General features: G+C 55.4%; 11 protein-coding genes and 1 riboswitch. Of the genes, 8 read left to right on the plus strand and 3 right to left on the minus strand.

Annotated elements, in window-relative coordinates; genetic code table 11:
* Nucleotides 1-143: 143 nt before the first annotated feature.
* Complete coding sequence (argE, locus tag ACOTXL_RS18850) at nt 144-1,295, minus strand: acetylornithine deacetylase (RefSeq protein ID WP_003862050.1); 1,152 nt, start codon at nt 1,293-1,295, stop codon at nt 144-146.
* Between the two features lie 88 nt (nt 1,296-1,383).
* Here argE and argC point away from each other — a divergent pair, with 88 nt between their 5' ends.
* From argC to oxyR, 4 genes are all read left to right on the plus strand, one after another.
* Nucleotides 1,384-2,388 carry an N-acetyl-gamma-glutamyl-phosphate reductase gene (argC, locus tag ACOTXL_RS18855; protein WP_045350741.1) on the plus strand — a complete coding sequence of 335 codons (1,005 nt, stop codon included), beginning with the start codon at nt 1,384-1,386 and terminating at the stop codon, nt 2,386-2,388.
* A gap of 6 nt (nt 2,389-2,394) precedes the next feature.
* Entirely contained in the window at nt 2,395-3,171 is a 777-nt protein-coding gene (argB, locus tag ACOTXL_RS18860) for an acetylglutamate kinase (RefSeq protein WP_086531982.1), read from the plus strand.
* A gap of 105 nt (nt 3,172-3,276) precedes the next feature.
* Nucleotides 3,277-4,650, plus strand: a complete 1,374-nt coding sequence (gene argH, locus ACOTXL_RS18865) for an argininosuccinate lyase (RefSeq protein ID WP_003862053.1) — start codon at nt 3,277-3,279, stop codon at nt 4,648-4,650.
* A 305-nt stretch (nt 4,651-4,955) separates the two neighbouring features.
* Complete coding sequence (gene oxyR, locus ACOTXL_RS18870; protein ID WP_008501786.1) at nt 4,956-5,873, plus strand: DNA-binding transcriptional regulator OxyR; 918 nt, start codon at nt 4,956-4,958, stop codon at nt 5,871-5,873.
* Here oxyR and sthA read toward each other — a convergent pair.
* Nucleotides 5,856-7,256, minus strand: a complete 1,401-nt coding sequence (gene sthA / locus ACOTXL_RS18875; protein ID WP_003862057.1) for a Si-specific NAD(P)(+) transhydrogenase — start codon at nt 7,254-7,256, stop codon at nt 5,856-5,858. The two genes, oxyR and sthA, sit on opposite strands and share 18 nt — an antisense overlap.
* Before the next feature lie 196 nt (nt 7,257-7,452).
* On the opposite strand from sthA, the gene fabR reads away from it, so the two are divergent.
* Nucleotides 7,453-8,091, plus strand: a complete 639-nt coding sequence (gene fabR, locus ACOTXL_RS18880) for an HTH-type transcriptional repressor FabR (protein ID WP_003862059.1) — start codon at nt 7,453-7,455, stop codon at nt 8,089-8,091.
* 9 nt (nt 8,092-8,100) lie between these two features.
* Entirely contained in the window at nt 8,101-8,460 is a 360-nt protein-coding gene (locus tag ACOTXL_RS18885) for a YijD family membrane protein (RefSeq protein ID WP_003862061.1), read from the plus strand.
* A gap of 55 nt (nt 8,461-8,515) precedes the next feature.
* Here the strand turns inward: ACOTXL_RS18885 and trmA are convergent, their stop codons facing one another.
* The gene (gene trmA / locus ACOTXL_RS18890) at nt 8,516-9,616 is read right to left on the minus strand and encodes a tRNA (uridine(54)-C5)-methyltransferase TrmA (RefSeq protein ID WP_045343489.1); all 1,101 of its coding nucleotides are present in this window, start codon (nt 9,614-9,616) and stop codon (nt 8,516-8,518) included.
* Between the two features lie 104 nt (nt 9,617-9,720).
* Nucleotides 9,721-9,896: riboswitch (cobalamin riboswitch) on the plus strand.
* A gap of 66 nt (nt 9,897-9,962) precedes the next feature.
* Here trmA and btuB point away from each other — a divergent pair.
* Both btuB and murI read left to right on the plus strand, forming a co-directional pair.
* Nucleotides 9,963-11,813 carry a TonB-dependent vitamin B12 receptor BtuB gene (gene btuB, locus ACOTXL_RS18895; protein ID WP_045350743.1) on the plus strand — a complete coding sequence of 617 codons (1,851 nt, stop codon included), beginning with the start codon at nt 9,963-9,965 and terminating at the stop codon, nt 11,811-11,813.
* Complete coding sequence (gene murI, locus ACOTXL_RS18900) at nt 11,758-12,609, plus strand: glutamate racemase (RefSeq protein WP_003862067.1); 852 nt, start codon at nt 11,758-11,760, stop codon at nt 12,607-12,609. Before btuB ends, murI begins: the two co-directional genes overlap by 56 nt.
* Nucleotides 12,610-13,016: the final 407 nt, after the last annotated feature.

Raw genomic sequence — 13,016 nt, forward strand, 5'->3', positions numbered from 1 at the left:
ACGAATAAATGCGGGCAATTTACGAAATTTAATTCGCATTGCGTCAGATAAGAGATGCTTATGGAAATGTGACGGTGATCATGCGATTTGTTGCCCTCACCCTAACCCTCTCCCACAGGGAGAGGGGACTTTTCGGTGCGGTTTTAATGCCAGCAGAAGTGATGCACAACCTGGGTAATGAGTTCGCGGGTGGGCTTGATGAAGCGGGTTTCGAGATATTCGTCCGGCTGGTGTGCCTGGTTGATGGAGCCAGGGCCCAGAACCAGCGTCGGGCACAGCGTCTGAATAAACGGCGCTTCGGTGCAGTAGTTCACCACGTCGGTTTTCTCGCCAAGCAGTTTTTCCACCACCTGAACCAGCTGGTGGTCAGGCGGGCATTCGTAGCCTGGAATCGGCGGATGCAGTTCGGAGACCGTCAGACGGCCCGGCCAGCGCTCGCTGACCGGTGCCAGCGCTTCGTTCAGTAAGCCATCCAGATCGCTCAGCGTCATACCCGGCAGAGGACGGATATCCATATGCAGTTCGCAGCAGGCGCAGATACGGTTGGACGCATCACCACCGTGCAGGCTGCCGAGGTTAAGCGTTGGATAAGGCACGGTGAACGCCTCGTAGTGATAGCGCTCTTTCAGATCGTCGCGCAGGGTCATGATGCGGCCAATCGCGTCATGCATCAGCTCAATGGCGTTCACGCCGCGCGCCGGATCGCTGGAGTGGCCAGACTGGCCCAGTACGCGCACCGCGGTCGAAATATGGCCTTTGTGCGCCCGAATCGGTTGCAGAGAGGTTGGTTCGCCGATGATCGCGCAGTCAGGACGAATCGATGTGTTTTCAGAGAAATAACGTGCGCCCGCCATGCTGGTCTCTTCATCGGCGGTCGCCAGAATGTAGAGTGGTTTTTTCAGCTTCGTCACGTCCACGTCACGCAGCGCGTCGAGGATAAAGGCGAAGAAGCCTTTCATGTCGGCGGTGCCCAGACCATAAAGCTTGTTGTCATGCTCGGTCAGCGTGAACGGATCGCGCGTCCAGCGGCCATCATCAAACGGCACGGTGTCAGTGTGCCCAGCCAGCAGCAGGCCGCCCGCGCCATGTCCGGTACTGGCGAGCAGGTTAAATTTGTGGCGTGTTCCGGGGACGGGCTGAACCTCAACGTTAAACCCAAGATCGCTAAACCAACCCGCCAGCAGATTGATTAAAGACTCATTGCTCTGATCCAGGGCTTCTTCCGTCGCGCTGATGGAGGGTGTGGCGATCAGGGCGCGGTAAATCTCGATAAATGGCGGTAAGTTCATTTTCATTGTTGACACACCTTAGGTCGTGATAGTATCAATATTCATGCAATAAATGTGAATAAAAATACATTAACGTTGAGCATAAAGGAACCCGATGTTGAATACGCTGATTGTAGGCGCTAGCGGTTATGCGGGCGCAGAGCTTGTAAGCTACGTAAATCGCCACCCTCATATGACCATAACCGCTTTGACCGTGTCAGCGCAAAGCAATGATGCCGGAAAGTTAATTTCCGATTTGCATCCACAACTTAAGGGCGTGGTTGATTTGCCTTTGCAGCCCATGTCTGACATCAGCGAGTTTACCGACGGCGTTGACGTGGTGTTTTTAGCCACCGCACACGAGGTCAGTCACGACCTGGCGCCGCAGTTCCTGGCAGCCGGATGCGTGGTGTTCGATCTCTCCGGCGCGTTCCGCGTTAACGACGGCGCGTTCTACGAAAAATATTACGGTTTCACCCACCAGCATCCGGATCTGCTTGAAAAAGCGGTCTACGGCCTGGCGGAGTGGAGCGCAGATAAACTGAAAGAAGCGAACCTGATTGCCGTTCCGGGATGCTACCCGACGGCGGCGCAGCTTTCCCTGAAGCCGCTGATCGACGCGGGGTTGCTGGATCTGAACCAGTGGCCGGTGATCAACGCCACCAGCGGCGTGAGCGGCGCCGGGCGCAAAGCGGCAATCTCCAACAGCTTCTGCGAAGTGAGCCTTCAGCCGTATGGCGTGTTTAACCACCGTCATCATCCTGAAATCACGACGCATCTGGGCGCGGACGTCATTTTCACCCCGCATCTGGGCAGCTTCCCGCGCGGGATCCTCGAAACCATTACCTGCCGCCTGAAGCCGGGTGTGGCCAAAGAACAGGTGAGCGAGGTCTTCACGCAGGCGTATGCGGATAAACCGCTGGTGCGCCTGTACGACAAAGGCGTGCCGGCGCTGAAAAATGTGGTCGGCCTGCCGTTCTGCGATATTGGCTTTGCCGTGCAGGGTGAGCATCTCATCGTGGTGGCCGCAGAAGATAACCTACTGAAAGGCGCTGCCGCACAGGCAATGCAGTGTGCAAATATTCGTTTCGGCTTCCCTGAAACGCAGGTTCTTATTTAAGGTGTGATGATGAATCCATTAATTATCAAACTCGGTGGTGTACTGCTGGACAGCGAAGAAGCGCTGGAGCGCCTGTTTAACGCACTGGTGAACTATCGTGAATCACACCAACGTCCGCTGGTGATTGTGCACGGCGGCGGCTGTGTGGTGGATGAGCTGATGAAAGGGCTCAACCTGCCGGTGAAAAAGAAAAATGGCCTGCGCGTGACGCCTGCCGACCAGATTGACATCATTACCGGCGCGCTGGCGGGCACAGCGAACAAAACGCTGCTGGCCTGGGCGAAGAAGCACCATATCGCCTCCGTTGGCCTCTGTCTGGGCGATGGCGATAGCGTGAAAGTGACCCAGCTCGACGAAGAGCTTGGCCATGTTGGACTGGCGCAGCCAGGTTCGCCTGAGCTGATTAACACCCTGCTGGAAGGCGGTTTCCTGCCGGTGGTGAGCTCAATCGGCGTGACCGAAGAGGGCGAGCTGATGAACGTTAACGCTGACCAGGCGGCAACCGCGCTGGCGGCCACGCTGGGCGCAGACCTGATCCTGCTCTCCGACGTGAGCGGCATACTGGACGGCAAAGGCCAGCGTATTGCGGAAATGACCGCCGCAAAAGCCGAGCAGCTGATCGATCAAGGCATTATCACCGACGGCATGATTGTTAAAGTGAATGCGGCGCTGGATGCGGCCCGCACGTTGGGTCGCCCGGTGGATATCGCCTCCTGGCGGCACGCGGAGCAACTCCCGGCGCTGTTTAACGGTACGCCGATTGGTACGCGTATTCTGGCTTAAGTTTCTGTGCCGGATGGCGCTTTGCTTATCCGGCCTACGTGAATTTTGTAGGCCCGGTAAGCGCAGCGCCACCGGGCAAAAATATCATCATTAAGGAAATTCGTTATGGCACTTTGGGGTGGGCGTTTTACACAGGCAGCGGATCAGCGGTTCAAACAGTTCAACGACTCTTTGCGCTTCGACTACCGCCTGGCCGAACAGGATATTGTCGGCTCTGTGGCCTGGTCCAAAGCGCTGGTGACCGTTGGCGTGCTGACCGCAGACGAACAGCAGCAGCTGGAAGAGGCGCTGAACAATCTGCTGGAAGAGGTGCGTCTGGATCCGCAGCAAATCCTCCAGAGCGATGCTGAAGATATTCACAGCTGGGTGGAAGGCAAACTGATCGACAAAGTCGGCCAGTTGGGTAAAAAGCTCCATACCGGGCGTAGCCGTAATGACCAGGTGGCGACCGACCTGAAGCTGTGGTGCAAAGAGACCGTCGGCGAACTGCTGGCGGCGAATCGTCAGTTGCAGGGCGCGCTGGTGGACACCGCGCAGAACAATCAGGACGCGGTGATGCCGGGTTATACCCACCTGCAACGCGCGCAGCCGGTGACGTTCGCGCACTGGTGTCTGGCCTATGTTGAGATGCTGGCGCGTGATGAGAGCCGTTTACAGGATACCTTAAAGCGTCTGGACGTGAGCCCGCTGGGCAGCGGCGCGCTTGCCGGCACGGCTTATGAAATTGACCGTGAGCAGCTGGCAGGCTGGCTGGGCTTTGCCTCCGCCACCCGCAATAGTCTGGACAGCGTCTCTGACCGTGACCACGTGCTGGAACTGCTCTCAAATGCGTCTATCGGGATGGTGCACCTGTCGCGCTTTGCCGAAGACCTGATCTTCTTTAACTCTGGCGAAGCCGGGTTTGTGGAGCTGTCCGACCGTGTGACGTCCGGCTCCTCCCTGATGCCGCAGAAGAAAAACCCGGACGCGCTGGAGCTGATCCGCGGGAAATGTGGCCGCGTGCAGGGTGCGCTGACCGGTATGATGATGACTCTGAAAGGGCTGCCGCTGGCGTACAACAAAGACATGCAGGAAGACAAAGAGGGGCTGTTCGACGCGCTCGACACCTGGCTGGACTGTCTGCATATGGGCGCGCTGGTGCTGGACGGCATTCAGGTGAAACGTCCGCGCTGCCAGGAAGCGGCGCAGCAGGGGTATGCTAACTCTACCGAGCTGGCGGACTACCTGGTGGCGAAAGGCGTACCGTTCCGCGAGGCGCACCATATTGTGGGTGAAGCGGTAGTGGAAGCGATTCGTCAGGGTAAAGCCCTTGAAGAGCTGGCGCTTGCCGACCTGCAAAAATTCAGCGCGGTTATCGGGGATGATGTCTACCCGATTCTGGCCCTGCAATCCTGCCTGGATAAGCGTGCAGCGAAAGGCGGCGTGTCACCGAAGCAGGTAGCGCAGGCGATTGCGGATGCGAAAAACCGGTTGGTTTAAACCGTGCGGGCTGGTGCCCTCACCCCGGCCCTCTCCCACTGGGAGAGGGAGAAAAACGGAGCCTGGCTTAGTGCTGGGCTTTTTTATACGCAAAAAAAAGCGGACCACGGGGTCCGCAAAAGTTCACGTTGGCTTTAGTTTTTCGAGTTTTGAGAGAAACTCGCTGACGGTGCGGGGACGTCAAGGGTCAAACACGTGCCGCCTCGTCTATGTGATGTATTATTCAACAGAATGCTTGATAGGGATAATCGTTCGTTGCTATGCTATCTATCGCCATGAACTATCGTGGCGACGGAGGATGAATAATGAATATTCGTGATCTTGAATACCTGGTAGCGTTAGCTGAGCATCGCCATTTTCGCCGCGCGGCAGACTCCTGCCATGTCAGCCAGCCAACGCTGAGCGGTCAGATCCGCAAGCTGGAAGATGAGCTGGGCGTGATGCTGCTGGAGCGCACCAGTCGTAAAGTACTGTTCACGCAGGCAGGTCTGCTGCTGGTGGATCAGGCGCGCACCGTACTGCGCGAGGTCAAAGTGCTCAAGGAAATGGCAAGCCAGCAGGGGGAAGCGATGTCCGGCCCGCTGCATATTGGCCTGATCCCAACCGTTGGCCCGTACCTGTTGCCGCACATCATTCCGATGCTGCACCAGACGTTCCCGAAACTCGAAATGTACCTGCATGAAGCGCAAACCCATCAGCTGCTGGCGCAGTTAGACAGCGGTAAGCTCGACTGTGCGATTCTGGCGCTCGTTAAAGAGAGTGAAGCGTTTATTGAAGTACCGCTGTTCGATGAGCCGATGATGCTGGCGATTTATGAAGATCACCCGTGGGCGAACCGCGATCGCGTACCGATGGCCGATCTGGCCGGTGAAAAACTGCTGATGCTGGAAGACGGCCACTGTCTGCGCGATCAGGCGATGGGCTTCTGCTTCGAAGCGGGTGCCGATGAAGATACCCATTTCCGCGCAACCAGCCTGGAAACGCTGCGTAATATGGTGGCGGCGGGAAGCGGTATTACGCTGTTGCCGGCGCTGGCGGTGCCGCACGAGCGTAAACGTGATGGCGTGGTCTATCTGCCGTGTATTAAGCCGGAGCCGCGTCGCACCATTGGTCTGGTTTATCGTCCGGGGTCACCGCTGCGCAGCCGCTATGAGCAGCTGGCAGAGGCCATCCGCGGTGCGATGGATGGCCATTTTGACAGCGCGTTAAAACAGGCGGTTTAAGCCGTTCAGCGCAGCGACCCGATAAGCTTCCGCCATGGTCGGGTAGTTAAAGGTGGTGTTAACGAAGTACTCAATGGTGTTGCCACCACCTTTTTGCTCCATGATCGCCTGGCCGATATGAATGATTTCCGCCGCGCGTTCACCGAAGCAGTGAATACCGAGGATCTCTTTCGTCTCGCGATGGAACAGGATCTTCAGTGTACCCACGCTCATTCCCACGATTTGCGCCCGCGCCAGATGTTTAAACTGGGCACGACCCACCTCGTAAGGCACCTTCATGGCCGTCAGCTGCTGCTCGGTTTTGCCGACAGAGCTGATTTCCGGAATGGTGTAGATGCCCGTCGGGATATCTTCAATCAGATGCGCCGTCGCTTCACCTTTCACCAGCGCCTGTGCGGCGATGCGGCCCTGATCGTAAGCGGCGGAGGCCAGGCTTGGGTAACCAATCACGTCGCCCACCGCGTAAACGTGCGGCAGCGCAGTCTGGTACATGCTGTTGACCTTGAGCTGACCGCGGCTGTCGGTTTCAAGCCCGATATTCTCCAGCTGCAATGAATCCGTGTTGCCGGTACGGCCGTTGGCATACAGCAGGCAGTCGGCTTTCAGCTTCTTACCGGATTTCAGGTGCATGATCACACCGTCATCGCAGCCTTCGATTTTCTCGTACTCTTCGTTGTGGCGAATCACCACGCCACTGTTCCAGAAGTGGTAAGAGAGGGAATCTGACATCTCCTGATCGAGGAACGCCAGCAGCCGGTCGCGGGTGTTGATCAAATCAACTTTGACCTCCATTCCGCGGAAGATCGACGCATATTCACAGCCAATCACCCCCGCACCATAAATGATCACATGGCGTGGCTCGTGGTGCAGGCTGAGGATGGAGTCGCTGTCGTAAATGCGCGGGTGCGAGAAATCCACGTCTGCCGGATGGTAAGGACGGGAGCCGCAGGCGATCACAAATTTTTCAGCGGTGAGCGTCTCAACCGAACCGTCGTGGCACTCCAGCGCCAGGGTGTGTTCATCCACAAAATGCGCGTTCCCTTGCAGAATTTCACAGTGGTTGCGCTCATAGAAACCCTGACGCATGCGCGTCTGCTGGTTAATGACCGTGTCTGCGTGATTCAGGATATCGGCAAAGGAGGAGCGAAGAAGTCGGGAGTGGTCGCTGTAAAGAGGGTTCTGGTTAAATTCGATAATGCGGCTAACGGCGTGGCGGAGGGCTTTCGAAGGGATGGTGCCCCAGTGGGTGCAACCGCCGCCGACATTATGGTAGCGCTCAATAACCGCTACTCTGGCTCCCTGTTTTACCAGACCCATAGCAGCACCTTCGCCGCCGGGGCCGGAACCAATAACTATTGCGTCGTAATCGTAGGAATGTGGCATGGCAAGGCTTACCTGTTCTTATACATAAAAGCAACAGAATCATAACATCATTGCCAGGGTAACCCAATTATCGTTGTGCTTTTTTCGGGCAGTGGAGCACAAACCGCGCGTAAACAATCATTCACAAAGTCAGGTAAACAGATTAATTTTATTCTCTGGTATAGTGCCAACGGGCCTTTGGAAGGATTCAACTATCGTGATGGGCGTAAGAGCACAACAAAAAGAGAAAACCCGGCGTTCGCTGGTGGAAGCCGCATTCAGTCAACTGAGTGCTGAGCGGAGTTTTGCCAGTTTGAGCCTGCGTGAAGTGGCGCGCGAGGCCGGGATTGCGCCAACGTCCTTCTATCGTCATTTCCGTGATGTGGATGAACTGGGCCTGACCATGGTCGACGAGAGCGGTTTGATGCTGCGCCAGCTTATGCGTCAGGCGCGTCAGCGTATCGCCAAGGGCGGCAGCGTGATCCGCACTTCCGTGTCGACATTTATGGAATTTATCGGCAATAACCCTAACGCGTTTCGCCTGCTGTTGCGTGAGCGTTCCGGAACGTCAGCCGCGTTTCGTGCCGCCGTCGCGCGTGAAATTCAGCATTTCATCGCGGAACTTGCCGACTATCTTGAACTCGAAAACCATATGCCGCGTGCGTTTACTGAAGCACAGGCTGAGGCGATGGTGACGATTGTGTTCAGCGCGGGTGCTGAAGCGCTGGATGTCAGCATTGAACAACGTAAGCAACTCGAAGAGCGACTGGTATTGCAGCTGCGGATGATTTCTAAAGGCGCGTACTACTGGTATCGCCGTGAACAAGAGAAGTTGGCACATCAAAACGATGAGTGAAGGTGAGTAATGAAACAGTCAGGTCAGGATAAAGGAACGCTGTTGCTGGCATTGATCGCTGGCTTATCCATTAATGGTACGTTTGCGGCGGTTTTCAGCTCAATTGTACCGTTCTCGATTTTCCCGATTATCGCGCTGGTGCTGACGGTGTACTGCCTGCATCAACGTTATCTGAACCGCACGATGCCAGTTGGGTTACCGGGACTGGCCGCAGCCTGTTTTATTCTGGGTGTATTGCTTTATAGCACGGTGGTGCGCGCGGAGTATCCGGATATTGGCTCTAACTTCCTGCCTGCGGTACTGTCTGTGGCGCTGGTGTTCTGGATTGGCTCTCGCATGCGTAGCCGCAAGAGCGAGTTGCCAGAGTAATGAGGTCTGAGTAGGGCAGGTAAGCGAAGCGCCACCTGCCAAAAACGCCGGCTAGTTACTTCGCCGTGAGCAGTACACCGCACTCCATATGGTGCGTATACGGGAACTGATCGAACAGCGCCAGACGTTCAACCTTGTGCGTCTGGCTTAATGTTTCCAGATTCTTGCACAGCGTCTCCGGGTTACAGGAGATGTACAAAATACGCGGGTACGCCTGCACCATCTTCTCGGTTTCGCTGTCCAGCCCGCTGCGCGGCGGATCGACAAAAATTGTCTCACACTGGTAGCTCTTCAAATCAATCCCTTGCAGGCGGTTAAACTCGCGTACGCCGTTCATCGCCTGGGTAAACTCTTCTGCCGCCATACGAATAATTTGTACGTTATCAATATGGTTAGCGGCGATGTTGTACTGCGCGGCTGCCACCGACGGTTTGGCGATTTCCGTCGCCAGCACGCGTTCGAAGTTACGCGCCAGCGCCAGCGAGAAGTTGCCGTTACCGCAGTAGAGTTCCAGCAGATCGCCCTTAGACCCTTCCGTCGCCTTCAACGCCCACTCCAGCATCTGCACGTTCATGGCGGCATTCGGCTGGGTGAAGCTGTTCTCCACCTGACGGTAAACCATCTCTTTTCCTGCCACCGGCAGACGCTCGTCGATGTAATCCTGGTCCAGCATGATTTTGGTTTTGGTCGCGCGGCCAATCAGGTGCACGTTGATATTCTGCGCGCGCAGCGCATCGCGCAGGGCTTCTGCCTGCTCGCGCCACTCGTCGGTCAGTGCTTTGTGATAGAGCAGAGAAACAATGGCCTGATTGCTTTGGGTGGTCAGGTAGTCAATCTGGAACAGCTTGTTGCGCAGTACCGGATTGTTGCGCACACCGTCGATCATCAGCGTCATCAGCTGGTTGATGAGCTCACTCGCCGCCGGAAAACTGTCTACGCGAATACGGGATTTCGTCTGCTGATCGAAAATGATGTGGTACAGGTCATCGCCATCGTGCCAGATGCGGAACTCAGCGCGCATACGGTAGTGGCTGACCGGAGAACGAAACACCTCGGGAACCGGCGCGTTGAAAGGCGTCATCATACTTTGCAGGCGGACAACTTTTTCTGCCAGCTGTGCGTCGTACTGTTCTGTCGGGAGGTGTTCGGGGGTCATGATGCGTCCTGAGTGATAAAGAATTACGCGGGGATTGTAGGGATTGTGCAGTGGATGTCCAGATTTAATGGCTAATAGCTATCTGGACATCTATACGTGTCTAATTGTAGCATTCTGTTTCCGGTCTCCTGAGAGTGAAAAGGGAATCCAGTGCAAATCTGGAGCTGACGCGCAGCGGTAAAGACTGGCGGGATGAGAGTTGTAGACACTGTGAAAATGGGAAGTCTTCATCCGTATAACGCCACCCAGCCCGAAGACCTGCCGGGATCACGTCGCATTTGGTTTCATCATCGCGTGCTATCGGTGAGGCCTGCGGCATCCTTCTTATATTGTGGATGCTTTAACAATGATTAAAAAAGTATCGCTGTTGACGGTGTTTTCCGTCACGGCATTTTCGGGCTGGGCGCAGGAAAGCGCCGACTCGTTGGTGGTGACAGCAAACCGTTTCGAACAACCAGCAAAAACCGTTCTGGCTCCGACCTCCGTCGTGACGCGTGAGGATATTGAACGCTGGCAGGCAACGAGTGTTGTGGAAATCATGTCACGCCTGCCGGGTGTGGACATCGCACAAAGCGGCGGGATGGGGTCGACCTCTTCAACGTTTATTCGCGGTACGGAATCCCGCCATGTTCTGGTACTGATTGATGGTATCCCTCTGAATAATGCCGGGATCAGCAACGTTCCCGATTTAAGCCAAATTCCGACGTCGCTGATTCAGCGTATTGAGTACATTCGCGGCCCACGTTCGGCGCTGTATGGCTCCGACGCGATTGGCGGTGTGATTAACATCATTACCGGGCGCGACAAGCCGGGTGCGGAAATTTCTGCGGGTGTCGGTTCAAAGGGGTATCAAAACTATAACGGTGCCTTCCAGCAGGTGTTCGATAAAACCAAAATCACCATGGCCGGTGATTATACCTATACCCGTGGTTTTGATATTGCCGCAAAAGATGCCCCGCGCCAGCCAGACCGCGATGGTTTTATGAGTAAATCGCTGTTTGGCTCGGTGGAGCAGCAGTTTACCGACAGCGTCAGCGGATTCGTCCGTGGCTTTGGCTACGATAACCGCTCCGCGTATGACGGTTACGATCACTATGGCGCGAACGGCATTGATGGGCGGCCGGACACGCGTCAGGTTTACAGCCAGAACTGGGACACCGGGTTGCGCTATAACCAGGGTATTTTCCAGTCACAGCTGGTGGCAGGGTATGGCCGTAGCAAAGATCAGAACTATGATCCGAAAAAAGGCCGCTACGCTGACTCCGCAACCATGGATGACGTGAAGCAGTACACCACCCAGTGGCTGAATACGGTTGAAGTGGGGCACGGCAATATCGGCGCGGGTCTGGACTGGCAGAAGCAGAAAACCCAGGCGGGTACGGGCTATCTGGAAAAAGGTTACGAACAACGTAATACCGGCGTGTTCCTTTCGGCGATGCAGCAGTTCAACAGCGTGACGCTGGAAGCGGCGGCGCGTAATGACGATAACTCTAACTTTGGCAATCATGCCACCTGGCAGACCAGCGCCGCATGGGAGTTCATCGACGGGTATCGCATCATCGGTTCTTACGGCACAGCGTATAAAGCGCCGACCATGAGCCAGATCCACAGTAAGGATTACGGCAATCCGGACCTGAAGCCAGAAGAGAGTAAGCAGTGGGAAGGTGGTTTTGAAGGCCTGACGGGGCCGGTAAACTGGCGCGTGACGGGTTATCGTAATGATATTGATAACCTGATTAACAGCGACCCGCGGACCTACCGTTATTACAACGTGGATGAGGCTCGCATCAAAGGGATTGAGGTGACGGCGCAGTTCGATACCGGACCGGTAGGGCACCAAATTTCCTATGACTACGTTGACCCGCGCAATGTGAAAACCAACGAAGTCCTGGCACGTCGCTCAAAGCAGCAGGTTAAGTATCAGCTTGACTGGCAGGTGTGGGATCTCGACTGGAATCTGGCGTACCGTTATCTGGGCACTCGCTATGACGTTGCCGTTGATCCGAATACCTATGCAACAGAACGCGTGAAAATGGGCGGCGTCAGCCTGTGGGACGTCGCGGTTTCATATCCCGTCACCTCTCATCTCACAGTTCGTGGTAAAATAGCCAACCTGTTCGATAAAGATTACGAGACAGTTTATGGCTACCAAACTGCAGGACGGGAATACACCTTGTCTGGCAGCTACACCTTCTGATCCGCGTCCCACCGTGCTGGTGTTTGATTCCGGCGTCGGTGGGCTTTCGGTCTATGATGAGATTCGGCAGCTCCTGCCGGATCTCCATTACATCTACGCCTTCGATAACGTCGCGTTCCCGTATGGGGAAAAGAGTGAAGACTTTATTGTTGAGCGTGTGGTTGAAATCGTCACCGCGGTACAAAAGCGCTACCCCCTGGCGCTGGCGGTCATTGCCTGTAATACGGCAAGCACGGTCTCTCTTCCTGCCCTGCGCGAAAAATTCCCGTTCCCGGTTGTGGGCGTTGTTCCGGCAATCAAACCTGCTGCGCGTCTGACGGCGAACGGCATCGTGGGTTTGCTGGCGACGCGTGGTACGGTAAAACGTCCTTATACGCGCGAGCTTATTGAGCGCTTTGCCAATGAATGCCAGATCGCCATGCTCGGTTCCGCGGAGCTGGTGGAAATGGCGGAAGCGAAGCTGCACGGCGAGACGGTCTCGCTTGAAGAGCTGCGCCGCATTCTGCGTCCATGGCTGCGGATGCAGGAACCCCCGGATACGGTTGTTCTTGGATGTACCCATTTCCCGCTATTACAGGAAGAGCTGTTAAAGGTCCTGCCTGAAGGAACCCGGCTGGTGGATTCCGGTGCGGCGATTGCGCGTCGGACGGCCTGGTTGCTGGAACACGAGGCGCCGGATGCGAAATCCGCTGATGCGAACATCGCTTTTTGTATGGCGATAACAAAAGAAACTGAACAACTTTTGCCCGTTTTACGTCGTTATGGCTTTGAAACGCTCGAAAAACTGGCGCTGTAGCACGGTTTTGAGCAAAAAAGAGACGGTTGAACGTTTTTTTTCAAAGAGGGGTTGTCAACGTCTGAGAACTCCCTATAATGCGCCTCCACTGACACGGAACAACGGCTTGCAAGCCGCCGGGACAGCGGGGTTCAGAGATGAACGCCAACAGAGAAAAGTGAAAATAATTGCTTGACTCTGAATGAGGAAAACGTAATATACGGGACCTCGCAACGATGTGCTGAAAGCCGCGTTGCAACTGCTCTTTAACAATTTATCAGACAATCTGTGTGGGCACTCAAAGTGACATGGATTCTTAACGTCCTCGGACGATAAATGAATACCAAGTCTCAACGAGTGAACACGTAATTCATTACGAAGTTTAATTCATTGAGCATCAAACTTTTAAATTGAAGAGTTTGATCATG

The sequence above is a fragment of the Enterobacter cloacae complex sp. IR5402 genome (genome assembly GCF_049238125.1).
GTDB lineage: Bacteria > Pseudomonadota > Gammaproteobacteria > Enterobacterales > Enterobacteriaceae > Enterobacter > Enterobacter hormaechei_C.